This is a genomic window from Streptomyces sp. NPDC052687 (genome assembly GCF_040678395.1).
Lineage (GTDB): Bacteria > Actinomycetota > Actinomycetes > Streptomycetales > Streptomycetaceae > Streptomyces.
In genome coordinates this window covers 25,659-48,426 of sequence record NZ_JBFATR010000045.1, presented here as the reverse complement: position 1 = coordinate 48,426, position 22,768 = coordinate 25,659, and the positions used below count along the sequence as shown (strand labels likewise).

Sequence of the window (22,768 nt, the reverse complement as noted above, 5' to 3'; positions counted from 1 at the left end):
CCCCGCCCTCCTGGGGCGGGGGCGGGCGCGAGCCGGCCGGGGCGGGGGGGGCCGCCCGCCCCCCGCGCGCGGGGTCCGGACGGCCGGTCGGTCAGAGCCGGTCGAGGATGTCCCGCAACTGCTCGACCTCGGCGGACTGCCCGTCGACGATGTCGCCGGCCATCTTCCTGGCGCCGGGGTTCTCGCCGTTCCGCTGCTCGTCGCGGGCCATGCTGATCGCGCCGTTGTGGTGCTCGATCATCATCTCGGCGAAGGCCTTGTCGAAGGCGGTGCCCTTCATGCCCTTGAGCTGTTCCATGTCCGCGGCGGACATCATGCCGTCACCGCTGCCGTGGCCTCCGTCGTGACCGCTGCCGTGACCGCCGTGGTCCATGCCGGACCCGGACTGCGCGGCGGTCGGCTGCTTCCAGGACTCCAGCCAGCCCTTCATGGTCCGGATCTCGGGATCCTGGGCCTGCTCGATCCGCCCGGCGAGGTCCTTGATCTCCGGGTCCGAGGCCCGGCCGTCGGCGAGCCGGGCCATCTCCAGGGCCTGCTCGTGGTGGGGGATCATCTGCTGGGCGAAGGTGACGTCCGTGTCGTTGAAGGCCCCACCGGCCGCCGCCTCGGCGGCCTCGGACGCGGTCGCGGTCGTGGACGTGGAGCCGCCGGCGCCGTGGTGCATGCCGCCCGTGCCGTCCCCGCCGCAGGCGGCGAGGAGCAGGGCACCGGCGGCGACGAGGCCGGCGGACGGGGCGGTACGGCGGGCCGTCGCGGCGGTACGGCGGGCGGTTGCGGGGTGGCGGCGCAGGGCGCGCGTGAAGCCAGTCATGATGAATCTCACCCTAAATGTCGGTTCTGTTGCTGTTCTGGTGGCCGTGGGAGGCGTACGCGAAGGGACGGGTCCGCGTGTGCGAGCCCGCGCGTGCCGTTCGGCCTACAGCCGCAGCACCGACAACCGGGTGAGATCGGGTCCGCGAGGCGGGGGATCCGGCCGCCGGACGACGGCGACCCGCGCGAGGAGTCCGGCGAGCCATGCGCCACGCCGGGCGAACGCCGCCCTGAGCAGCACGGCCAGCACCCACGCGCCGAACAGGACCGCCACGCACAGCGAGGTCATGTCCATGGCCATCCCCGGCTCGTGCGGAGCGGACGGCGTGTCGCCCGAGGGGCCGGGCATCCAGTGATCGGGCACCGCGTGCCCGGACATGGGCACGTGCGACGCAGCGGCGACACCGTGCGACGCGCTGCCGGGGTGTTCGCCACCGGAGTGCTCCTGCGGGTGCCCGAGCGTGTGCATCACGAAGACACCGACGGCCAGCACCAGCACGAGCAGCAGCTGCCCGAGGGCGCCTCCCGCCCGCACGCACCGGCTCACCCGCACGCCCGATCCCTTTCCTCACCGCGACGCGATACCCGCCCACGGTAACGGACCGGCCCGCTCCGGTCCGGGAAGGGTCGGCGGCCGTGCCGTCCACCCCGGCGCACGCCGACCGGCGCCAACCCCCCGGCTCAGTCGCGCCGGGCGTACACGAACAGGTGCGGTTCCGGTACGGCCTCGGGGTGGGCCGGGGTGAACAGGGACTCCTCGGCGCGCAGCACCGTCAGGCCCGCGCCGGCCGCGAGGGCGGTGAAGTCCTCGGCGGCGAAGCTGGTGACCCGCACCGGGCGGCCCATGAACACGGCGTCCACGCCCTCCACGTCCACGGGCACCGTCGCCAGCACCATGTGCCCGCCCGGCCGCAGCGCCCGCACCAGCCGCTCCAGCAGTCCGGACTGTTCGTCGCGGGTCATCTGGAGCAGGGAGAAGTAGACGCACACCGCGTCGTAGGAGCCCTCCGCGAGCGGCACCTCGCGGATGTCGGCGCAGCGGAAGGCGGCATCCGGCACCTGCCGCGTTGCCAGCTCCACCATCACCGGCGAGACGTCCACGCCGAGCACCCGGTGGCCGGCTCCGGCCAGGGTCTCGGCGGTCGGCCGGCCCGTCCCGCTGCCCACGTCCAGCACGCTGCTGCCGGGCTCCAGCCGCTCCAGCAGCCAGTCGAGCGACGCGCGGTGCGCCGCTGATCCCGCGAACGCCCTCTCGTACGCCGAGCCGAGCGCGTCGAACACCGCCGCGGCGTCCGGCGCTCCGGCGGGCGGCCGGTGGTCCCCCTCGGTCACGATGCCTCCTCCGGCGTGGTCGTGGCGGGCATCCTCGCACTCGGGCAGCCGTGTGACAACGGGCGTTAGGGTTCCGCCGTGGCCACCTTGCTGATCGTCCATCACACGCCGTCGCCCAACTGCCAGGCGATCCTCGAAGCCGTCGTCGCCGGGGCGACGACGCCGGAGATCGAGAACGTGCGCGTCGAGCGGCGCGCGGCGCTGTCCGCCACCGCGTCCGACGTGCTCGCCGCCGACGGCTACCTCCTGGGCACGCCCGCCAACCTCGGCTACATGTCCGGCGCGCTGAAGCACTTCTTCGACCAGGTCTACTACCCGTGCCTGGACGACACCCGCGGCCGCCCCTTCGGCTACTGGGTGCACGGCGGCAGCGACGTCACCGGAGCCGTCCGCGGCATCGAGTCGATCACCACGGGCCTCGCCTGGCGCCGCGCCGCCGATCCCCTGACCCTCACCGGCGCACCCGGCAAGGCCGACCTGGAGGCCTGCTGGGAACTGGGCGCGACGGTCGCGGCCGGCCTGATGCCCGGGTGACCGGCGGCCCCGCGTGCCCGTCCGGGCACCAGTCCGGGCACCCGTCCGGGCGTAAACCCCGCGCCCGGCGAATGTGGGCGAGGCCACGCCCGCGATGCGAGACAGGGCATGTCCTTGCCCGCGGTGTGCGGGATACCGTTTTGTCCGGTCCCTGTTCCCCCGCAGTCCGGACGGCCAGCCAGTGCTCACAGAACTCAGCCCGCTCATCGCGGCGACCGCTCAGTGGCTGACGCGCGCCTACCCCGCGTCCGGCGGTGCGCTGGCCGCCGCCCTGTGCGAGGTGCAGGCGCGGCAGGCGGTGACGGTCGCGGCCTGCCTGCGCTACCCGACGCGGACGGACGCGGCGCTGGTCGCGCTGGCCGGCCCCGGCGGCTCGGCCCGCCTGGACTGGGTCACCGGCGCGGACGCGGTGGGCGGCGCGCACACCGAGGACAGCGCGTGGCGGACCTGGGTGGACGAGGTCGTGGCCAGCTGGGCCGCCAGCCTGCTCACCGACCCGGAGCTGGCCCGGCAGGCGGTGACCAAGCTCACCCGCGGCCCGGAGCCCCTGGGCACGCCGGCCGAGTTCCGCCGCCTGACCGAGCCCGGCATACGCGACCGTGACGCCGCGGCGCTGCTGCGCCACCCCGACCTGGTCGCCCCCGTGGCCGAACTGCATCTGGACCACCTTCTGGACCGCCTCGGCCCCGACCAGGCGCTCATCGCCTGACACCGGGCGGCGCGATCCCGCCGCGCCGGCGTGCGCGAACCGGCGGGACGGACAGGGGTGCGGCGTGCTCAGGGCGCCGCGACGAGCGGCGGCTCGCCCCAGTCGGCGGCCAGCGCCCGCCGCACGGCGTCGACGCCGGACCGGCCGATGCGCTCGGCCAGGACCGACTCGATCACCGCGATCACCGTCTGGGCCCGCTCGTGCACCCGCCGGCCCTCGGGGGTGGTGCGGATCAGCCGGCGGCGGGCGGAGCCGGGGTCGGGGACCTGCTCCAGCAGCCCCATGTCGATCAGCCCGTGCACCGCCTGATGGACCGTCTGGCGGGTGACGCCGATCCGGCGGGCGAGCTCGGAGACCGTCGTCCCCTCGGCGTCGAGCATCGCGAAGACGGACGCCTGCGCGGTGGTCACCGGCTGTTCCCCTGCGGCCTCCATGCTGGCGAACAGGGCGTCCTCGAACCAGCGCCGGCCTTCGCCGAGCAGTTGGGGCAGATTGGCGGCGCGGTGACTCATGGCTCCTCGGGGGCCTCGGCGGGACGGCGGATCCGGGAATTATCCCCTCGCCGCCGGCCCGGCGCACCGGGACACGAAGCCGCCTCCAGCAGCGACTGCCCCAGCACCATGCCCAGCAGCCCGAACAGGGGGACCGGGGGCGGGGCGGGCGAGGTCACGCGCAGTGCCCCGTAGAGCACCCCGACCAGCCCGCCCGCCAGCAGCACCTGGACGTAGGTCACCGCTGTCCGCTCCCGGTGCGCCACCGGTGGTCGGGCAGGAACCGCACGTCGTACCGGTCCGGCACGGTGGCGAACTTCTCCGGCGCGGGCACGTACGGCCGGGCGGGCAGGCCGAGTTCGTCGCTCGGCGTGCCCAGGGTCTCGAAGAACCGCTCGAAGGTGCCGCCCGGTCCGGCGGCCACGCCGACGACCACCGAGTGGTGGCGCTCCATGCGGTAGGCGTGCGGGCAGTTCTTCGGTACGAAGCCGAAGTCGCCCGGCGTGAGCAGCCGTTCGTGCTGCTCACCGTCCAGGTCCTCGACGAACAGGCGCACCGCGCCCTGGGCGATGTAGAAGACCTCGTGAGTGTCCGGGTGCGAGTGCGCGGGGATGAGATCGCCCTTCGGCCCTTCCACGGTGAAGAAGTTGAAGGTGTTCTCCGTCTGCTCGCCGCCCGCGTAGACCGTGACGAGGTCACCGAAGAGGTGCGCCCGGTCGCCCAGCCCCTTCTCGATGAAGTACGGCTTTCCGGGCTCCGGCGGGATCAAGGAGCGGGACCGGTACCGCGTGGCGTACTCGATGGTCATGGGGAAACCTCCGGCTGCGGACGACGGATGTCAGGCTACCTGACATAGGGGTGCGGCCAAGAGGGGGACCAGGGGAGAGGGGTGGCGGCCGGAGCGGGCGTACGGGCGGGGAAGCGGACGTCAGGCGCCGGTGAGGATTCCCGCGTCCCCGAACGCGAGCCGGGCGAACCGCTCACCCATGCGCCGGTGGGTGGCGGCGTCCGGGTGCAGCCCGTCCGGCAGCGGCAGTTCGGCGGCGTCGGACTCGCCGTACAGGGCGCGGCCGTCGAGGTGGTGGAGGTGAGGGTCCTCGGCCGCGCGCTGTGCGACGACGCGGGCGAGTTCCTCGCGGATGACGCTCAGGGTGAGCTTGCCGGCCGCGCGCTCGGCCGGGTCGCCGGCCGCCCGGAACCGCAGCCGGCCGCTGCCCAGGGAGGACTCGTCGGGGACGGTGGGACCCGGGGTGTCCTCGTGGAGGGGGCACAGGATGGGGGAGACCACCAGCAGCGGCGTGTCCGGATGGCCGTCCCGGACGGTGTCGAGGAACCCGTGGACGGCGGGCGTGAACGCCCGCAGCCGCATCAGGTCGGTGTTCACCAGATTGATCCCGATCTTCAGACTGATCAGGTCGGCCGGGGCGTCACGGATGGTCCGCGCGGTGAACGGGTCGAGCAGGGCGCTGCCGCCCAGGCCAAGATCGATCAGCTCCACGCCGCCGAGGGAGGCGGCGAGCGCGGGCCAGGTCGTGGTGGGGCTCGCCGCGTCCGAGCCGTGGCTGATCGAGCTGCCGTGGTGCAGCCAGGCCCGGCGGTCCGGCTCCCTCGGCACGGGTTCGACCGGGGCGTCGGTGCGCAGCGCGACCAGCTCGGTCGTCTCGTTGTGCGGCAGCCAGATCTCCACCACCTTCGGCCGGCCGGGCAGCCCCGCGAAACGCACGGTGCCGACCGGCCCGCGCCGGACCTCGACGGACCCGGTGGTCATGTCGATGGTCAGGGTGTCGCCGCCGGCCACGGTGGCCCGGCCCGCACCGGCCGGCCGGCCACGGTGGCCCGGCCGGCCGGTGCGCCGTCCACGAGCAGGTCGTAGACGCCGTCCGGGCGCGGCGGGGCGCCCACGTAGACGCGCTTGGTGGGCACGGTGTCCAGCTCCACGGCGGTGGCGCGGGTGCGGAACACCAGCCGTACGCCGGACGGCTGGGACTCGGCCATGGCGAGCTGCGGGTCGGCGCACTGCGCGCGGGCCCGGGCGGGCAGCCGGTGCGGCAGCACACCGCGCGCGGTGCCCTCCAGGTCGAGGGCGCCGCGCAGGAGACCCGCGGTGACGTCCTCGGTGAGGGGAGTGGTGATCCAGTTCGTCGGCATGGTCCTGCTGCTCGCCCCGCCCTCCTGGCAGTGTCACCGGACCGGCCGGCACGCGCTTCGCGGTGATCGTACGTCAGGCCAGGCGCCGTACCGCCTGGCTGGTCAGCTCGTAGCGCGCGCCGACGATGGCGAGCCGCCCGTCCGCCACCCGCTGGGCGAGGTCCGGCTCGGCCGCGAGCAGGGACCGTACCAGCCGGACGTTGGCGTCTATGGTCGCGTCGACGCGGGCTTCGCCCTCCGTGGTGCGGTCGATGGCCGGGGCTATCCGGTCGGCCAGGTACTGGATGTGCGCGGGCAGCCGCCCGCCGGACGCGTCGGCCTCCACCGCGGCCCGCACGGCCCCGCACGAATGGTGGCCCAGCACCATCACCAGCGGTATGTCCAGCTCCAGCACCCCGTAGGCGATGCTGCCGAGCACCGCCTCGTCCAGCACCTCACCGGCGCTGCGCACGGTGAGCAGATCGCCGAGACCCTGGTCGAAGACCAGCTCCGGCGGCACCCGCGAGTCGACACAGCCCAGCACGATCGCGAACGGGTGCTGGCCCGAGACCAGCTCCTGCCGCACGGCCGGGGTCTCGTCCGGATGCCGCTCCCGGTAGGCCCGCCAGCGCGCGTTCCCGACGGCCAGCGCCCGCAGCGCCTCCGTCGCGGTGGTGGGCCGCGGGCGGGCGGCGGGCGGGGCCGCGGCGGCGGGGGAGACGTCCAGGGCGAGGCCGGCGCCGGTCACGGCGGCTCCGGTCACGGCGGCGCGCAGCAGGGAGCGGCGCGCGGGAGCCGCCTCGGCGGCTCTGAGCGGGGTGTCGTCGAGGTTCACGGCACGAACGTAAATCCGAAAACCTGTCCGGTCGCCGTGTGCCGCCGCATCATGACCCGCTCATGACCCGCCATGGCCGATCACTGGCCGGCCGTTGGGCCGTCGTTGGCGGACCCGAGGGCAGTTCTTGACGACCGGGCAGGGCCCGACGGCTGACGACCGGGCAGGGCCCGACGGCTGACGACCGGGCACTGCCGGACGGCTGACGACCGGGCACGGCCGGACGGCTGGCGACCGGGCACTGCCGGACGGCTGGCGACCCGACAGCGCCCGACGGCTCAGGACGAGCGGCCCGGCGGCCGTTCCCCTTCCCCTTCCGCTTCCCGTTCGTGTTCCCGCTCCTCGCGGGGCGTGTAGTCGTCCTCGTCCCAGGTGCGGGTCGAGCGGGGCTCGGTGTACGGCTCGGCGTCCGGCGGGTGGCCGCCGGCGATGGCCCGCTGCCGGGCGGTCTCCGCGTCGAACTCCAGGCCCAGCAGGATCGCCAGATTGGTGATCCACAGCCAGACGAGGAACACGATGACGGCGGCCATGGTCCCGTACGTCTTGTTGTACGAGCCGAAGTTGGCGACGTAGAACGCGAACCCGGCGGAGGCGATCATCCAGATCACCAGGGCCAGGAAGCTGCCCGGAGTGATCCAGCGCCAGCCGCGCACCCGCGCGTTGGGACTGGCCCAGTACAGCAGCGCGATCATCAGCGTGACCAGCAGCACGAGCACGGGCCACTTGGCGATGGACCACACCGTCAGCGCCGTCTCACCGAGACCGAGCACGTCACCCGCCCGGCGGGCGAGACCCCCGGTGAAGACCACGATCAGCGCGCTGATCACGGCCATGAGCATCAGCGCCACGGTCAGCCCCAGCCGCACCGGCAGGATGGTCCAGACCGGCCGGCCCTCCGGGATGTCGTAGACCGCGTTGGCCGTGCGCATGAACGCCGCCACATAGCCGGAGGCGGACCACACCGCCAGGACGAGACCGATGATCGCCATCAGGGACCCGGTGCCCGCGTTGCCCTGCAACTGCTCGACGGCCCGTCCGATGATGTCCCGCGCGGCGCCGGGAGCCAGCGCCTCCACGTTCTGCATCAGCTTGTCCGTCGTGGATCTGCCGGAGATGCCCAGCAGCGACACCAGCACCAGCAGCGCCGGGAACAGCGACAGCACCCCGTAGTACGTCAGGGCCGCCGCGCGGTCGGTGAGCTCGTCGTCCTTGAACTCGCGGAGACTGCCCTTGAACACCGCGCGCCAGGCCCCCTTGGGCAGCCCGGTCGGAGACGCGGGTGCCGCCCGCTCCACCTCCGGCCCGGGCCCGGCCTCCTCGGGAGTCGGCCGCCGGGGCTCTTCGTCCCGCTCCTTGTGCCCGGTGCGCCCGGGGAGATGCAGCTTCGCCATGAGCCCCGAGTAACCCCCGGACCGCGGGCTCACTCACTCCCCGAAAGGGATCACACGACGTGCGAGAGGCGGGGCACCGAATGGTGTCCCGCCCCCCTCAGCCTCTCGGCGGCGCGGCCGTCAGTCCTCGGCGACCAGCGCGGGCGTCGACCCCGTGAGGGTCCTGCCCTGGAAGAACGCCGGGCTGCGCCACCGCATCACGTACATGATCACGACGCCCAGGAGGAGCAGACCCACGCCGATCACGAACACCGAGCCCACGCCGAACACCGAGGAGCCGCTGCCGTACGCCGGGTCCCACATGTCCACCAGCGTCTTGGCGAACACCGCGCTCAGCAGCACGCCGCCGACCAGCGGGAAGAGGCCCTTGAAGAGCAGGTCGCGGCCGGAGCGCAGCAGGTCGGCGCGGAAGTACCAGACGCAGGCGAAGGCGGTGAGGGCGTAGTAGAAGCAGATCATCAGGCCGAGCGCGTAGATCGTGTCGACCAGGACGTGCTCGCTGACCAGCGTCATGACGGTGTAGAACACGCCCGTCGCGATGCCGGCCATGACCGTGGCCCGGCCCGGGGTGCGGAACCGCTCGTGGACCTTGGAGTAGGAGGCGGGCAGCGCCTCGTACGCCGACATCGCCAGCACCGTACGGGCCACCGGGATGAAGGTGGTCTGCAGGCTCGCCGCGGCCGAGGCGAGGACGGCGACGAAGAGCGCGATGCCCAGCGCCGGGCCCATCACCGGGCCGGCCAGCGCGGCGAAGACGTTGTCGGAGGTGTCGGGGTTGGCGAGGCCCAGCCCCTTGTCGCCGGAGCCGACGATCATCTGTGCCGCGACGCCCGTGGCCAGGTAGGAGCCGACCAGCACGACCATGGCGAGCAGCGCCGCACGGCCGGGGGTCCTGGTGGAGCCGGTGGTCTCCTCGTTGGCGGTCAGACACGCGTCCCAGCCCCAGTACATGAAGATCGACAGGGACAGACCGGCGGTGAAGGCGCCGAAGGACTGCACCGCGAACGGGTTCAGCCAGGACCAGGAGAAGTCCGCGGAGGTCGGGAAGTCGGCGCTGCCGGCCTGGGCGAAGGCCAGCACCACGAAGACGGCGAGCACGACCAGCTGGAGTCCGACCAGCGCGTACTGCACGCCCTTGGTCGCGGTCATCCCCCGGTAGCTGATCACGGTCGCGACGGCGACCAGGGCCAGGCAGGTGAGGATGTGCACCGCCTTGTTCCCGTCGAGGGCCGCCACGTCCTCGCTGCCGGTGATCTCCCCGGCGAGCAGCCAGAAGTACGACGTCGCCACGCCGGCGAGGTTGGAGAGCACGATGATCGTGGCGATCACCAGGCCCCACCCGCACATCCAGCCCACCTTCGGGCCGAAGGCCTTCACCGTCCAGGTGAAGGAGGTGCCGCAGTCCGGCATCACCCTGTTCAGCTCGCGGTAGGCGAAGGCGACGAGCAGCATCGGCAGGAAGCCCGCGAGGAACACCGCCGGCATCTGCAGACCGACCTCGCCCGCGGTCGACCCGAGGGTGGAGGTGAGGCAGTACACCGGGGCCACCGTCGAGACGCCGATCACGGCGCTGCCGAGCAGCCCGACGGAGTTCCCGCTCAGCCCCTTGGCACGCATGCCGTCGGCGGGGCCTCCGTCGTCGTTTCCGGCCAGCGGCCGTACGTCCAGCTGAGTCATGAACAGGACGTTAAGTGCTGCGGTTTTCGCGGCAACGGTGTGTGACATTCAGGTATCGGCGCTTCATGATCCGCCCTTTCAAGGGCGTTGCCGCCCTCGCCGCCTGCGTTTCGAAGGGTGTTCCGGGACGGGAAACTTCCCTTCCAAAACGTTGAAGCCGCTGTTCGATATTCGGTAATCGCAGCGTGGTCCGGAATGTCCTGTTCCAAACCTTCCAGTGTGATCTGCGTCACACAAAGGGGGTGGCTGATATTCGACCTTCCGTCGCGGGCCGTTGGCACCGCGTCGGCATCCGGCCACATCACCTGTCTCGTCCGTACAGATCATGGTCTTCTGCGCGCAAGCTTCTCCTCCCAGCATCGGCCTGTCCTCGACACCGACGAAGGAAGCGCTTGTGAGAACGCACCGCGCGCCGCGCACCGCCGCCACCCTCGCCCTGGGCACCGCCCTGCTCGCCGTCCTGACCGCCGCCCCCGCGGGGGCCGACGACGGCCGGAGCCTGCCGACGGTCACACCCACCAGCGAGACCTCCGCCCTCTACGACGACGAGGCGGGCGGCAACTCCGACGCGGACGACCCGGCGATCTGGCGCAACGCGGCCGACCCCGACCGCAGCCTCGTCATCGCCACCGCCAAGGAAGGCGGCCTGCGCGTGTACGACCTCGACGCCCGCCTCGTGCAGTCGCTGCCCGCCCCGCGCCCGCCCGCCGAGGACGACGCCCCGGGCCGCTTCAACAACGTCGACCTCGTCACCGGCCTGCGCACCTCCGCCGGCCGCGCCGACGTCGCCGTCGTCAGCGACCGCGGCAACGACCGGCTGCGGATCTACCGCGTCGATCCGGCCAAGCCCGGCGCCCCGCTCACCGACATCACCGACCCCGCCGCCGCCCCGGTCTTCTCCACCGGCCAGGCCGAGATCAACGACCAGCGCACCGCGTACGGCCTCGCCACCTGGCAGGACAAGGCCACCGGCCGCACGTACGCCCTGGTCAGCCAGCGCGAGCGCACCCGCGTCGCCCTCGTCGAACTGACCCCGGCCGCGAACGGCACCGTCGGCTACCGCAAGGTCCGCACCCTCGACCTGCCGTCGTCCTTCCGCCTGCCGAACGGCACCACCTGGTCCCCCTGCGCGGAACCCGGTGAGCTGCCCCAGGTCGAGGGCATGGTCGTCGACCCGGCCACCGGCACCCTCTACGCCGGCCAGGAGGACATCGGCATCTGGCGCATGCGCGCCGACCTCACCACCAAGCCGGTCCTGGTGGACAAGGTCCGCGAGTACGGCGTCCCCGGTGTCTACGACGAGGCCACCGAGGAGTGCGCCGCCGGCGCCGACCCCGGGTACGGCGGCGAGCACCTGTCCGCCGACGTCGAGGGCCTGACCCTGTTCCAGGAGCCCGACGGCGACGGCTACCTCCTCGCCTCCAGCCAGGGCGACGACACCTTCGCCCTCTACGACCGCGAGGTGAGCGAGGACAACGAGTACGAGGGCGGCTTCCGCGTCGGCGCCGCCTCCGCCACCCTCGACGGCAGCGAGGAGTGCGACGGAGCCGCCGTCCTGAACGCCCCGCTCGGCAGCCGCTACCCGAACGGCCTGCTGGTCGTCCAGGACGGCCACGAGACCCCCGAGGTCCCCGACGGCGAGGGCGGCACCCGCACCGCGACCGGCTTCAAGTTCGTCGACCTGGGCGACGTGGTGGACGCCGCGGACATGTGACGTCCGTGCCGGTCCGGCGGTCGCGGCGGGCCCGGCGGTCGCGGCGGGAGCGGCCCCTGTGCGGGCCGCTCCCCAGCCGGGCCTTCGCCCCTCAGCCCCTCAGCCCCTCAGCCCCTTCGCCCCGCGCACGCACCGGTAACCTGTCTCCTCACCGGCCCTGACCAGGCCGGACGGGAGCGGAAGAGGGGGGAGGCGCCATGGCGCGCAAACCGGTTCGGGCCGCGATCGGCGACATCTGGATGACCTGTGACATCCAGCTCTGCAAGGCGGAGAAGTGACGCCATGAGCAGTGACCCCGCACCCACCGGGCAGCCGGCCGGCACTCCGTTCGACGACGACCTCGTCCGCCGGCTGATCGCCGCGCGGTTCCCGCGCTGGGCCCGGCTCCCGCTGAGGCGGGTCCCGTCCGGCGGCACGGTCAACGCCATGTACCGGCTGGGCGACGACATGGTCGTACGTCTGCCGCTCGTGGCGGGCGGAGCGAAGGACGTGGCCGTCGAGCGGGAGTGGCTCCCGCGCCTCGCGCCCCTGCTGCCCACCCCCGTCCCGGAGGTCCTCGCGGCCGGCGAGCCCGGCGAGGGCTACCCGTGGCCGTGGTCGGTGTACCGGTGGCTGCCGGGGGAGAACCCCGTGGCGGGTGCCCTGAGCGAGCCCGTCCGGCTGGCCGGGGAGCTGGCCGCGTTCGTCGCGGCGATGCGCACCGTGACCCTGCCGGGAGCCCCGGCGGCCCACCGCGGCGGCCCGCTCGCCTCGCTCGACGCCGAGACCCGCGCCGCGATCGAGGAACTGCGCCGCCTCCCCGAGGAGGGCGTCGACTGCGACGCGGTGACCGCCGTGTGGGAGGACGCCCTGCGGACCCCGGAGTGGGACGGGCCTCCGGTATGGCTGCACGCCGACCTGATGCCGGGCAACCTCCTGGTCGCCGACGGCCGGCTCGTCGCCGTCATCGACTTCGGATGCCTGGGCGTGGGCGACCCGGCCTGCGATCTGTTCCCCGCGTGGAACCTGCTGCCCGCCGAGGCGCGCAAGGTGTTCCGCGACGGCCTCGGCGAGGACGGCGCCTCCTGGACCCGCGGCCGCGCCCGCACCCTCTCCCAGGCGCTGATCGCCCTGCCGTACTACCGGAAGACCAACCCGGCGATGGCCCGCAACGCCCGCCATGTGATCCGGGAGGTCCTGGCGGAGATCCGGGCCCACGGCTGAGGGCGACACCGGCGCGGGGTGTCCGGCGCGGACGCGTGAGAAGGCGGTGCGGGACGTCCGGTCGGGTGAGAGGGCGGCGCGGGACGTCCGGTCGGGTGAGAGGGCGGTGCGGGACGTCCGGTCGGGTGAGAGGGATGAATCACCGACCGTCGCTGAACCGCCTCGATCGGGGCCGAACGGCCCTGGTCGTCCGGCCCCGACAGCGACGAGGATCCTGCACAGGGAGCCCACCCCCGCGGCACCAGGACGAGGAGAGAACGATGGCGGACAGCGAGCGGCCCGGCCCGGGCGGGCCGATCCGGGTGTTCCTGCTGGACGACCACGAGGTGGTACGGCGCGGGGTGCGCGACCTGCTGGACGACGAACCCGACATCACCGTCGTCGGCGAGGCCGCCACCGTCGAGCAGGCGCTGGTGCGGGTGCCCGCCCTGCGCCCGCGGGTGGCCATTCTCGACGTGCGCCTCCCCGACGGCGACGGCGTCACCGTCTGCCGCGAGCTGCGCTCCGCGATGCCCGGCCTGGCGTGCCTGATGCTGACCTCCTTCGACGACGAGGAGGCACTGCTGGACTCGATCATGGCGGGCGCCTCCGGGTACGTCCTGAAGCAGATCCAGGGCTCCGACCTGGTCACCGCGGTCCGCACGGTGGCCCGCGGCCAGTCCCTGCTCGACCCCAGCGCCACCACCCGCGTGATGGCCCGGCTGCGCGGCGCCGAGCAGCCGCCGGACGGGGCCGACGCCCTGCCCGGACTCACCGCGCGCGAGCGGGAGATCCTCGCCCTGATCGGCGAGGGCCTGACCAACCGCCAGATCGGGCAGCGCCTCTACCTCGCCGAGAAGACCGTCAAGAACCACATCTCCCGCCTCCTCGCCAAGCTCGGCGTCGAACGGCGCGTCCAGGCCGCCGTCATCGCCACCCAGGCCCAGGACCGGCTCCGGGCCGAGGACCGCGGCGGCCTCTGAGCCCAGCCGCGCCCGCCCCGCGGGCCCGGCTACGGTGGCGGTGAGGGCGTCCGGCCTGGGGCGCGACGGCGATACGGCCTTGGGAGGGCACACCGGTGGACGCGGAGTCCCGGGAGGCACGCATACGGCTTCCCCAACTGCGCCTGGACGAGCTGCTGGAGGAGGTGCAGGCCCGGCTCGACGCCGCGCGCGGCACCCGCGACCGGGTGCACAGCCTGCTGGAAGCCGTCCTCTCGGTCGGCCGGGAACTGGACCTGGAACAGGTCCTGCGCAGCATCGTGGAGGCCGCCGCCGCGCTGGTCGACGCCCGGTACGCGGCCCTCGGCGTCATCGGCCCCGACGGCAGGCGGCTGTCCGACTTCCACACCGTCGGTGTCCCCGACGAGCAGATCACCGAGATCGGCAACTTCCCCGAGGGGCACGGCATCCTCGGCGAGCTGATCCGCCACCCCCGGCCGCTGCGGCTGGCGAAGATCTCCGAGCACCCCGCCTCGTACGGCCTGCCGCCCCACCACCCGCCGATGAACACCTTCCTCGGCGTCCCGATCCGGGTGCGCGACCAGGTCTTCGGCAATCTCTACCTGACCGAGAAACGGGGCGGCGCGCAGTTCGACGAGGAGGACGAGTCGGTGCTGTCCACCCTGGCCGTGGCGGCCGGTGTGGCCATCGACAACGCCCGCCTGTACGAGGAGTCCCGGCTGCGGGAACGCTGGCTGCGCGCCAGCGCGGAGATCACCCACAGCATCTTGTCCGGCAGCGACCGCGGCGCGGTGCTCGGCCTCATCGCCGAGCGGGCCCGGGAGATCACCGGAGCGGCCCTCGCGGTGGTCGCGGTGCCCCTGGACGACGCCGACTCCCTCACCGTGGAACTGGCCTTCGGCCCGGAGGCGGAGGTCCATCAGGGCCTGGTACTGCCCGTGCGCGCCAGCCTGATCGGCCGGGCCTTCGCCGGGGCCACGACCGTCACCAGCGCGGACATCACCCGGGACGAGCGGGTCTCGGCCGGCCCGCCGCGGTTCACCGGGCTGGGGCCCGCCGCCGCGGTGCCCATCGGCGGCGGCGACGGCGTACGCGGTGTGGTGCTGCTGGTGCGGGAGGCCGGCCAGGCGCTGTTCACCGAGCAGCAGACCGAGCCGCTGCGGTCGTTCGCCGGCCAGGCGGCGGTCGCCATGGAGCTGGCCGAGCGGCGCCGCGACGCCGAGCGGATCGCGGTGCTCCAGGACCGCGACCGGATCGCCCGCGACCTGCACGACCTGGCGATCCAGCGGCTGTTCGCCACCGGGATGACCCTGCAGAGCGCGGGCCGGTTCATCGAGCACCCCGGAGCCGCCGAGCGGGTGACGCGTGCGGTGGACGACCTCGACGAAACCATAAAGATCATCCGCTCCACGATCTTCGGCCTGCGCTCCCGGGAGACCGGCGCCGGAACCGGCCTGCGTGCCCGCGCGGTCCGCGTGGCCGGGGAGGCCGCCCCGGTCCTCGGCTTCGCGCCCGGCCTCCGCATGGACGGCCTGCTCGACACCCGCGTCCCCAAGGAGACCGCCGACCACGCCGTCGCGGTCCTCTCCGAGGCCCTCGCCAACGTCGCCCGTCACGCCCACGCCGGCCGCGCCGACGTCGTCCTCGCCACCGACGGCCGCGAACTGCGCCTGGAGGTCACCGACAACGGCGTCGGCATCCCGCCCGAAGGCCGGCGCAGCGGCCTGCGCAACATGGCGGAGCGGGCCGAGCACCTGGGCGGCGAACTGACCTGGACGACACCGCCGTCCGGCGGCACCAGGCTGGTGTGGCGGGTACCGCTGACGCCCTGAGCCGCGGGCCTGCGGCGGGTCGCCTGGTGTGGGCCGACGGGCCGACGGGCCGACGGGGCGACGGGGCGACGGGCCGACGGGGCGACGGGGCGACGGGCCGACGGGGCGGCGGGGTGCCCACGGCCGTATCAGGCCGCGCCCGCCCCGGCCGTATCGGCCGTGTCCGCCTGCCACAGGTCCGGGCCGAACACCTCGTAGCGCACGCGCCGGGCCGGCACCCCCCGGCCCAGCAGCGCCGTCCGCGCGGAGCGCATGAACGGCAGCGGACCGCACAGGTACACGGTGGCGTCCGCGGGGACCGTCACCTCGGAGAGGTCCATCAGACCGGCGCGGGCCTCGGGTTCGGCGGGGCCGGGGCGCTCGTACCAGAAGACGGTCTGCGCGTGGGGCAGACGATCGGCCAGCCGGCGGGTCTCCGCGCGCAGGGCGTGGTCCTCGGGGGAGCGGTCCGCGTGCAGGATCAGGACGGGGCGGTCCGAGCCGGTCGCCGCGAGCCGGTCGAGCATCCCGACCAGGGGAGTGCAGCCGATGCCCGCCGAGACCAGGACGAGCGGGGTGTCGTCCGCGTCCAGGACGATGTCGCCGAACGGCGCGGACAGCGTCAGTTCGTCCCCCACCCGCACGGTCCGGTGCAGCAGGTTCGACACCTCTCCCTCGGGCGCGCCGTCGACGCCCGCGACCCGCTTGACGGTGATACGGCGCAGCTGGCCCCCGGGGTCGCAGGACAGGCTGTACTGGCGTAGCTGACGCACCCCGTCCGGCATGGTCGCGCGCACACTCACGTACTGCCCCGCGCGGGCGGCCGGCACGGGCGCGCCGTCGGCGGGCCGCAGCAGGAACGACACCACGTCGGGGGTCTCCACGCGGCGCTCCACGACCGTCCACGGCCGCCATATCCCGCCCGGCGCCACCCCCGCGGCCTGGTACAGCCGCGCCTCCCGGGCGATCAGCGCACCCGCCATCAGCCAGTACACCTCGTCCCAGGCCGCCGCCACCTCCGGCGTCACCGCGTCGCCCAGCACCTCGGCGATCGCGCCGAACAGATACTTGTGGACGACCGTGTACTGGTCCTCGGTGACCCCGACCGCGGTGTGCTTGTGGGCGATCCGTTCCAGCAGGGCGTCGGGCCGGGCACCGGGGTCCGCCAGCAGCGCGGTCGCGAAACCCGCCACCGCCCCGGCCAGCGCCCGGCGCTGGGTGCCGGAGGCCTGGTTGCCGCGGTTGAACATGCCGTCCAGCAGCTCCGGGCGGTCGCGGAACATCGTCCCGTAGAAGCGCTCGGTGATCTCGTCGAGCGCGCCGGCCACGGCGGGAAGGGTGGCGCGTAGGACGGCGGCGGACTCTGCGGACAGCATGAAGCCTCCCTGGACGGGACGGGACGGGACGGGAAAGACAGGGGACAGCCGCCGCGAGCGAGCGGCCGGCCGCCTCTGTATAGCAACCGCGTCCGGCCATTCCGGGCGGCTGCTGGGCCCGGAGGGGCAACACGGGACCAGCGGCCCCGGAGAAAGGGACCTTCGGCCCCATGACCGGGGGCCGACCGAACCAGGCTCCCGGGACGGAAGGGCGCTCGCCGAGCCGGCTGGTGGCCGGGACCGGGTGGCGGGGCGGGCGTGGGTGGGCGGGGGTGGTCCGCGCCGGCCGGTCGGCTCGCCGGCCCGCCGCCGGGTGCAACGCCGGGTCCAACGGCGGGCCACTCAGGGCCGCTCGGCCCAAGTCGGCGGCGCCCCCGGTCGCAAGGCTGGAGTCAGGTGCCGTAAGCGGTGAGTCCGGGGCTCCGGACGCCGCACGAGGAGGTGCAGTCATGACCACCACGACCACGCCCCGCATGACCCGGTCCCTGCCCGCCGAACACCGGGGCACGCTGATGAGCCTCGCCCGCGAGGTGACCTTCCCGCAGGGCGGCCGGCTGTTCGACGAGGGCGGACGGGCGGACCGCTTCTGGATCGTCCGCACCGGGACCGTCGTCCTCGACGTCCGGATCCCCGGCCGCCGCCCCGCCGTCATCGAGACCCTCGGCTTCGGTGACCTCGTCGGCTCGTCCTGGCTGTTCTCGCCGCGCGTCTGGCACCTGGGCGCCGAGGCGGTGACCCCGGTGCGCGCCTGGGAGTTCGACGCGAGGGCCGTCCGTGAGCTGTTCCGCGACGACCCGAGGTTCGCCGAGGCGGTCGCGCGCTGGGTCGGCCTGGTGCTCGTCCACCGCCTCCACGCGGCCCGCACCCGCCTGCTCGACCTGTACGCCCCCTACGGCAGCGGCATCCCAGGATGACCGGGCCCCCGCCCGGTCCAGGTGCCGCCCCGCCCGGTCCAGGGCGCCCGTGGTGCCCGCCGCCGCAACGGTCGGCGCACGCCGGTGCCCGAGCGGTCAGGGCCAGACGCCGGAGAAGTCGATCTCGCGGGCCCATTCGGGGTGGTCGATCAGCGGGTTCCGGTTGCCCTGGAGCTGGGCGATCGCCGCGTTGCGGTGCCGCTCGTACTCGGTGACGGCCTCGCTCTCGTGCCAGCGCAGCAGGACGGGCAGCCGCTCCTTCGGGAACTCGCGTGCGGCGTCGCCGACCTCGCGCGGATAGCGCAGCAGGAAGTACAGCGTGGCGCGCGCTGCCGCGCCCTTGCCCTGCTCGGGCTCGAACCCCACGTCCTCACGCATCCCGCAGTCGTCCCGGACCGCTTCCATGAAGTCGGGGAAGTCGAAGTAGGGGTAGTTGCCCCGGAAGCTGTTGCAGCCCACCTCGCAGGCGAACAGATGGTGCAGGTCGCCCCGCATCGGCTCGCGGTGGGCGAACCACGACTGCGGCACCACGTGCTCGCAGTTGAACGGCATCGACTTCTCCAGTGCGTCGAACTCCGCCGCGAACTCGGCCGGTCCCGCGGTGCTCTCCTGGAGCAGCAGCTCCCGTACGCGGGCCAGGCGGGCCTTCGCGACGGCCGCGTCGGCGCGTATGAGTTCCTCGGCGGTGAAGGTCCGCCCGGAGTAGATGCTGCGCAGCTTGCGGTCCTTGTGCAGGTCGACCCACGGATACACCAGCTTCGTCGGGTCGTACCGGGGCCGGGGGGTGTGCGTGTCCGTCAGGAGTTGGGTCAGCGCCCGGCGCAGCGCGTCCCCGTCACCGGTGTGGACGTCCTCGTAGTACGCCTCGCGGGCGGCGGCGTCCGCGGGGCCGTCGTAGTAGGGGCGTTCCTGTGTGAGCCGGTGGCTGAGGAGGGCCGTCTCCGCGCTCCTGTCGACGGACGACGCGATGTCCGGCGGCCCGGCCGGGGACGGCGGGAACGACGGGAACGACGAGAGGGGCGGGGGCGCGGCCGTCGGGGCGGACGCGGCCGGTGCCGGGGCCGCCGCCGCGGGCAGCGCGGCGAGGAAGGTGGCCGGCGAGGACGAGGAGGCGTCGAAGCCGACGGTGATCCGCAGCGGAAGGGTGAGCTGGACGGTGCCGTCGGCCGTACGGGCCCGCTCCCGCGACCCGGCCACTGCTCCGTCGGTGCCCGCGAGGGCGGTCGTCAGCGGGACGGCGGACGAGGCGGACGCGGCGGCCGCGGGCGCGGCGGGCTGGGACCCGGCGGGCAGGGACGCGGCGGCCGTCACGGGGGAGGCGGTGAGCCCGGCGGTGAACGCCTCGTCCCGCAGCCGGGCCGCCTCACCGGTCAGCGGCACCTTGCGCAGCGCCTCCAGGACACGGCTGATCCGCACCCCCTCGTTGGCCCGCCACGCCACCTGCTGCTCGCCCATCTCCGGGCGCCACACCGTGCCGTCGACGCTCAGCGGCCGGCCCTCGGCGTCGGTCTTCGGGACGGCCGAGTGGTGCAGCGCGACGACCTCCCACTGGTCGTTGAAGACGGGAGAACCCGACGAGCCCTCACGGGTGTCGGACTCGTAGTGCAGGAACCGCTCCAGCACGTCGACGACCTGGTTGTCGCGCAGCGCGATCTGCTTGGGCTCGCCCCTCGGGTGCTGGATGATGTTGACGAACTCCCCGATGACCAGCTTGCCCTGGGTCGCGGTGACGGCCAGCCAGCCGAACGAGGACAGCGCCTCGCCCCGCACCCCGCGCGGAGCGACCGCCACGACACTGAAGTCCAGCGCCCGGTCGGTGACGAAGAACCGGTGCGGCTCCAGCGGGAAGACCGCCGGCACCAGCGGGCTGCCGTCGGCGCAGTCCTGGAACGCGAACGCCACCTTGCTGCGGCTCGCCTCCGGCGCTCCGCGCAGCACGTGGTTGTTGGTCAGCAGCAGGGACGGCGACACCATGAAGCCGGTGCCGTGACCGCCGCCCGGCCCGCTGATGGTGACCCGGCCGACCGACCGGGAAACCGCGACACCGGCCTCCAGGAACGCGACGGGCGTCAGGTTGTTGCGCCCGATGAGCCGCTCCAGCCCCAGCACGTCACTGGTGAAGCTCTCCGGGGGCAGCTGCAGGGTGCTGCCCGCCGTGGCGGCCGGTTCCGTCGGTGTCAGCTCGATGGCCCGCGCCAGCGACCAGTCGGCGCCGAGCCGCGCCAGCCGCCTCTCGACCCGCTCGGGGGTGTCCGCGTAGAGCACGCCCCGCGTCTCGAGAACGGACTGGTTCCGCTCCCGCTGCTCGGTGCGGTTCGCATAGCGCGCCGCGGCCATCGTCAGTTGCGACAGATAGGCCGACTCTCGTTCGGCAGCGAGTTCCGCCGTGGCCATGATCCGCCTCCTGGCCTGCAATGATGTGGCGGTCGTGCCCGTGGGACACGGTTCTTCGGGGGACAGGCGGGACGGCGTCCGGTGAAGGCCTCGGGTCCGCCGAAGGCGTCGGGTCCGCCGAAGGCGTCGGGTCTGCCGTGGGGGCGCGCGGATGGCGGACCGCGCGCTGATGGTCGTACAGGTTGTCTGTTACCGATGCTTGCAGATGTGGGATATGCCTGCAAAAGAGGCGGCGGTGTGACGCAGTGATCACTGTGGGGCCGCATTGCCGTGGTGGATCTTGGGAATGCATCGGCCGCACCTCCCCCCCCGGAGCCTCACACCAGGAGCGCCGAACACAGTGAGCACCCAGGCCACACCCACCCCCACACCGACCGCGCCGGGCGGCCTACCCTTGATCGGCCACGCCCACCATCTCGCCCGCACGCCACTGCCGTTCATGACCTCACTGCGCGAGTACGGCAGCGTGGTCCGCATCCACATAGGCCCCACACCCGCCTACGTCGTCACCGACCCCGCGCTCACCCGCCGCGTCCTCGTCACCGACGCCGGCCACTACACCAAGGGCGGCAAGATCATCGACGCGCTGCGGGTGTTCTTCGGCGACGGGCTGGCCACGGTCGCCGACGGCGACACCCACCTGCGCAACCGCCGCCTGATGCAGCCCATGTTCAACAAGGCGCACATCGCCACCCGCGGCGAGGCGATGATCGCGCAGGTCCGCGAGATGGTCGCCGCCTGGCCCGCGGACCAGCCCCGCGACGTCTACGCGGACATGAACGACATCACCCTCGCCGCGTTCCTGGTCGCCCTGTTCGGCACGGACCTGCCGCCGCGCCTGCGGACCGAGTTCACCGCCCTGATGCCCGCCATCATGAAGGGCACCATCCGCCAGACCGTCCTGCCGTCCTGGATCACCCGGCTGCCCCTGCCCGCCAACCGCGCCCACGCCCGTCGCGTCGCCCGCCTGCGCGCCCTCATCGACCAGGCCATCGACCACCGCTCCACGAAGCCCTCTGACCTCGCGGAGGACGCCGCGGCGGCGGCCGGCTGCCCGCACGCGGCGGCGGCCGGCTCGGGTGAGGCGGACGGTCTGTTCAGCACGCTCCTCAACGCCGAGGAGCCGCTGACCCGGCAGCAGCTGCAGGACGAGGCGATCACCCTGCTCACCGGCGCCATCGAGACGACCGGGACGACACTCGCCTGGACCCTGTACGAGATCACCCGCCACCCCGAGGTCGAGCGACGGCTGCGCGCCGAACTCGCCGCCGTCTGCCAGGACCGGCCCTTGCGCTACGAGGACGTGGTACAACTCCCGTACGCGCGACGGGTGTTGCAGGAGGCCATCCGCAAGTACGGGCCCGCCTGGATGGTGACGCGCACCGCCGCCCGGGACATGGACCTCGGCGGGCACCGCATCCCCGCCGGCGCCGACGTCGTGTGGAGCCCCTACCTCCACCAGCACGACCCGGCCCACTTCCCCGACGCGGACACCTTCGACCCGGACCGCTGGACCCCCGAACGCGTCCAGGCCACCCGCGGATCGTTCCTCGCCTTCGGTGACGGCCGGCGCAAGTGCATCGGCGAGAACTTCGCCTGGGCCGAACTGCAGATCATCCTCGCGACCGTCCTCCAGGCCTGGCCGCGTATCACCCTCGCCTCCCGCGCACCCCGCCCGCAGGCCGTGGTCACCGTCAAGCCGGACAGCCTGGCGCTGAGGTTCCACGCGGACACGAGGAGCGGGACCGCGCGGCCGGGCGGCGGCGAGCGGCCGGTGACCGCGGGCTGAGTACGAGTACGGGGGCCGCGGGGGAGTGGTTCCAGGACGGCAGCGGAGTGGTTCAGGACCGGCTGCGCGGCGCTGCGGCCGAGGCGGCCGGCGCACGGTGAACGAGTGCCGGGCGGGGCACCGGAGTGTCCCCGCCCGGCGGGCGGTCAGATGCCGAAGGCCGCGGCGTAGCGTACGGTGCCGCCCGGCAGCGGATGCGCGGCGTCCAGGGCCAGCGCCATCAGCGCCTCGTCCGGCACGTCGATGCTCAGCCGGATCCCGTGCTGGGAGGCCCGGGTGAAGCCGAACCTCGGGTAGTAGCCGGGGTGACCGAGGACGACGACGTACCGCTCGCCGTGGTCGGTGGCCGCGCGCAGGGCGGCGCGGACGGCCGCCGAACCGGCACCGGTGCGCTGCCGCTCCGGCCGTACGGCGCACGGGGCCAGGGCCAGCGCCGGGACCTCACCGATGTGACAGCGGGTCAGCAGCGCGTGGCCGGCGATCCGCCCGATCTCGTCCGTCGCGACGACGGACAGTCCGTCGATCCACGCGTCCGGGTCGGCGCGCAGGGCGTCGACCAGGTCCGCCTCCTCCGCCGTGGGGAAGGTGGCGAGGAGGACCTCACGGATGACGGCGGCGTCGCCGGGTGCCTCGGCGCGCGTGATCCAGGTGTCGCTCATGACAGATACGGATCCGTTCCGTAGAAGTGTTCGTGTGAAGGGTCCTCGCGGGCTCACGCTC

Annotated in this window: 20 protein-coding genes and 1 pseudogene; 8 read left to right on the top strand and 13 right to left on the bottom strand. The window is 73.7% G+C overall.

Going from position 1 to position 22,768, the window contains the following annotated elements; genetic code table 11:
* Positions 1 to 91: 91 nt before the first annotated feature.
* The 3 genes from AB0K92_RS27280 to AB0K92_RS27270 form a co-directional block, all read right to left on the bottom strand.
* On the bottom strand, positions 92 to 811 hold the full coding sequence (locus AB0K92_RS27280) for a DUF305 domain-containing protein (RefSeq protein ID WP_365927067.1): 720 nt from the start codon (positions 809 to 811) through the stop codon (positions 92 to 94).
* Between the two features lie 105 nt (positions 812 to 916).
* Positions 917 to 1,363 carry a hypothetical protein gene (locus AB0K92_RS27275; RefSeq protein WP_365927065.1) on the bottom strand — a complete coding sequence of 149 codons (447 nt, stop codon included), beginning with the start codon at positions 1,361 to 1,363 and terminating at the stop codon, positions 917 to 919.
* A gap of 128 nt (positions 1,364 to 1,491) precedes the next feature.
* A complete protein-coding gene (locus tag AB0K92_RS27270; RefSeq protein WP_365927063.1) occupies positions 1,492 to 2,142 on the bottom strand; it encodes a class I SAM-dependent methyltransferase in 651 nt (216 codons plus the stop codon).
* Positions 2,143 to 2,220: 78 nt separating this feature from the next.
* On the opposite strand from AB0K92_RS27270, the gene AB0K92_RS27265 reads away from it, so the two are divergent.
* Together AB0K92_RS27265 and AB0K92_RS27260 are read left to right on the top strand one after the other, a co-directional pair.
* Positions 2,221 to 2,676: an NAD(P)H-dependent oxidoreductase gene (locus AB0K92_RS27265; protein WP_365927061.1), complete on the top strand. Its 456-nt coding sequence runs from the start codon at positions 2,221 to 2,223 to the stop codon at positions 2,674 to 2,676.
* Positions 2,677 to 2,857: 181 nt separating this feature from the next.
* Positions 2,858 to 3,385, top strand: a complete 528-nt coding sequence (locus tag AB0K92_RS27260; protein WP_365927059.1) for a hypothetical protein — start codon at positions 2,858 to 2,860, stop codon at positions 3,383 to 3,385.
* A gap of 68 nt (positions 3,386 to 3,453) precedes the next feature.
* Here the strand turns inward: AB0K92_RS27260 and AB0K92_RS27255 are convergent, their stop codons facing one another.
* The 7 genes and pseudogenes from AB0K92_RS27255 to AB0K92_RS27225 form a co-directional block, all read right to left on the bottom strand.
* Positions 3,454 to 3,897, bottom strand: a complete 444-nt coding sequence (locus AB0K92_RS27255; RefSeq protein ID WP_365927057.1) for a MarR family transcriptional regulator — start codon at positions 3,895 to 3,897, stop codon at positions 3,454 to 3,456.
* Positions 3,894 to 4,118: a DUF1427 family protein gene (locus AB0K92_RS27250; protein ID WP_365927055.1), complete on the bottom strand. Its 225-nt coding sequence runs from the start codon at positions 4,116 to 4,118 to the stop codon at positions 3,894 to 3,896. Before AB0K92_RS27250 ends, AB0K92_RS27255 begins: the two co-directional genes overlap by 4 nt.
* Positions 4,115 to 4,684 carry a quercetin 2,3-dioxygenase gene (locus AB0K92_RS27245; RefSeq protein WP_365927053.1) on the bottom strand — a complete coding sequence of 190 codons (570 nt, stop codon included), beginning with the start codon at positions 4,682 to 4,684 and terminating at the stop codon, positions 4,115 to 4,117. Before AB0K92_RS27245 ends, AB0K92_RS27250 begins: the two co-directional genes overlap by 4 nt.
* A gap of 120 nt (positions 4,685 to 4,804) precedes the next feature.
* Positions 4,805 to 6,024 (bottom strand): annotated as a pseudogene (locus AB0K92_RS27240) (GDSL-type esterase/lipase family protein).
* Between the two features lie 73 nt (positions 6,025 to 6,097).
* A complete protein-coding gene (locus AB0K92_RS27235; protein WP_365927051.1) occupies positions 6,098 to 6,838 on the bottom strand; it encodes a carbonic anhydrase in 741 nt (246 codons plus the stop codon).
* Positions 6,839 to 7,116: 278 nt separating this feature from the next.
* Positions 7,117 to 8,229 carry a YihY/virulence factor BrkB family protein gene (locus AB0K92_RS27230; protein ID WP_365927049.1) on the bottom strand — a complete coding sequence of 371 codons (1,113 nt, stop codon included), beginning with the start codon at positions 8,227 to 8,229 and terminating at the stop codon, positions 7,117 to 7,119.
* A 120-nt stretch (positions 8,230 to 8,349) separates the two neighbouring features.
* The gene (locus AB0K92_RS27225) at positions 8,350 to 9,906 is read right to left on the bottom strand and encodes an APC family permease (protein WP_365927047.1); all 1,557 of its coding nucleotides are present in this window, start codon (positions 9,904 to 9,906) and stop codon (positions 8,350 to 8,352) included.
* A gap of 394 nt (positions 9,907 to 10,300) precedes the next feature.
* Between AB0K92_RS27225 and AB0K92_RS27220 the strand changes: the two genes are divergently transcribed.
* The 4 genes from AB0K92_RS27220 (at position 10,301) to AB0K92_RS27205 (ending at position 15,596) form a co-directional block, all read left to right on the top strand.
* Positions 10,301 to 11,620, top strand: a complete 1,320-nt coding sequence (locus tag AB0K92_RS27220; RefSeq protein ID WP_365927045.1) for a phytase — start codon at positions 10,301 to 10,303, stop codon at positions 11,618 to 11,620.
* A 282-nt stretch (positions 11,621 to 11,902) separates the two neighbouring features.
* On the top strand, positions 11,903 to 12,823 hold the full coding sequence (locus tag AB0K92_RS27215) for an aminoglycoside phosphotransferase family protein (protein WP_365927043.1): 921 nt from the start codon (positions 11,903 to 11,905) through the stop codon (positions 12,821 to 12,823).
* A 260-nt stretch (positions 12,824 to 13,083) separates the two neighbouring features.
* Positions 13,084 to 13,785, top strand: coding sequence for a response regulator transcription factor (locus AB0K92_RS27210; RefSeq protein WP_365927041.1), 702 nt, complete (start codon positions 13,084 to 13,086; stop codon positions 13,783 to 13,785).
* A 95-nt stretch (positions 13,786 to 13,880) separates the two neighbouring features.
* The gene (locus AB0K92_RS27205; protein WP_365927039.1) at positions 13,881 to 15,596 is read left to right on the top strand and encodes a GAF domain-containing sensor histidine kinase; all 1,716 of its coding nucleotides are present in this window, start codon (positions 13,881 to 13,883) and stop codon (positions 15,594 to 15,596) included.
* 128 nt (positions 15,597 to 15,724) lie between these two features.
* Here the strand turns inward: AB0K92_RS27205 and AB0K92_RS27200 are convergent, their stop codons facing one another.
* Positions 15,725 to 16,951 carry a globin domain-containing protein gene (locus AB0K92_RS27200; RefSeq protein WP_365927037.1) on the bottom strand — a complete coding sequence of 409 codons (1,227 nt, stop codon included), beginning with the start codon at positions 16,949 to 16,951 and terminating at the stop codon, positions 15,725 to 15,727.
* Positions 16,952 to 17,400: 449 nt separating this feature from the next.
* Here AB0K92_RS27200 and AB0K92_RS27195 point away from each other — a divergent pair, with 449 nt between their 5' ends.
* Positions 17,401 to 17,865 carry a cyclic nucleotide-binding domain-containing protein gene (locus AB0K92_RS27195; RefSeq protein WP_365927035.1) on the top strand — a complete coding sequence of 155 codons (465 nt, stop codon included), beginning with the start codon at positions 17,401 to 17,403 and terminating at the stop codon, positions 17,863 to 17,865.
* Between the two features lie 96 nt (positions 17,866 to 17,961).
* Here AB0K92_RS27195 and AB0K92_RS27190 read toward each other — a convergent pair whose 3' ends face one another.
* Complete coding sequence (locus tag AB0K92_RS27190) at positions 17,962 to 20,259, bottom strand: endonuclease (RefSeq protein ID WP_365927033.1); 2,298 nt, start codon at positions 20,257 to 20,259, stop codon at positions 17,962 to 17,964.
* Positions 20,260 to 20,545: 286 nt separating this feature from the next.
* On the opposite strand from AB0K92_RS27190, the gene AB0K92_RS27185 reads away from it, so the two are divergent.
* A complete protein-coding gene (locus AB0K92_RS27185) occupies positions 20,546 to 22,048 on the top strand; it encodes a cytochrome P450 (RefSeq protein WP_365927031.1) in 1,503 nt (500 codons plus the stop codon).
* Positions 22,049 to 22,194: 146 nt separating this feature from the next.
* On the opposite strand, the gene AB0K92_RS27180 is transcribed toward AB0K92_RS27185, so the two are convergent.
* Complete coding sequence (locus tag AB0K92_RS27180) at positions 22,195 to 22,707, bottom strand: N-acetyltransferase (RefSeq protein WP_365927029.1); 513 nt, start codon at positions 22,705 to 22,707, stop codon at positions 22,195 to 22,197.
* Between the last annotated feature and the right edge of the window lie 61 nt (positions 22,708 to 22,768).

Bases quoted from the DNA above. Each gene is read 5' to 3' on its own strand.
- AB0K92_RS27230 (WP_365927049.1), bottom strand. From the start codon at position 8,229: ATGGCGAAGCTGCATCTCCCCGGGCGCACCGGGCACAAGGAGCGGGAC.
- AB0K92_RS27255 (WP_365927057.1), bottom strand. From the start codon at position 3,897: ATGAGTCACCGCGCCGCCAATCTGCCCCAACTGCTCGGCGAAGGCCGG.
- AB0K92_RS27195 (WP_365927035.1), top strand. From the start codon at position 17,401: ATGACCACCACGACCACGCCCCGCATGACCCGGTCCCTGCCCGCCGAA.
- AB0K92_RS27200 (WP_365927037.1), bottom strand. From the start codon at position 16,951: ATGCTGTCCGCAGAGTCCGCCGCCGTCCTACGCGCCACCCTTCCCGCC.
- AB0K92_RS27225 (WP_365927047.1), bottom strand. From the start codon at position 9,906: ATGACTCAGCTGGACGTACGGCCGCTGGCCGGAAACGACGACGGAGGC.
- AB0K92_RS27245 (WP_365927053.1), bottom strand. From the start codon at position 4,684: ATGACCATCGAGTACGCCACGCGGTACCGGTCCCGCTCCTTGATCCCG.
- AB0K92_RS27215 (WP_365927043.1), top strand. From the start codon at position 11,903: ATGAGCAGTGACCCCGCACCCACCGGGCAGCCGGCCGGCACTCCGTTC.
- AB0K92_RS27280 (WP_365927067.1), bottom strand. From the start codon at position 811: ATGACTGGCTTCACGCGCGCCCTGCGCCGCCACCCCGCAACCGCCCGC.
- AB0K92_RS27210 (WP_365927041.1), top strand. From the start codon at position 13,084: ATGGCGGACAGCGAGCGGCCCGGCCCGGGCGGGCCGATCCGGGTGTTC.
- AB0K92_RS27185 (WP_365927031.1), top strand. From the start codon at position 20,546: ATGCATCGGCCGCACCTCCCCCCCCGGAGCCTCACACCAGGAGCGCCG.
- AB0K92_RS27180 (WP_365927029.1), bottom strand. From the start codon at position 22,707: ATGAGCGACACCTGGATCACGCGCGCCGAGGCACCCGGCGACGCCGCC.
- AB0K92_RS27190 (WP_365927033.1), bottom strand. From the start codon at position 20,259: ATGGCCACGGCGGAACTCGCTGCCGAACGAGAGTCGGCCTATCTGTCG.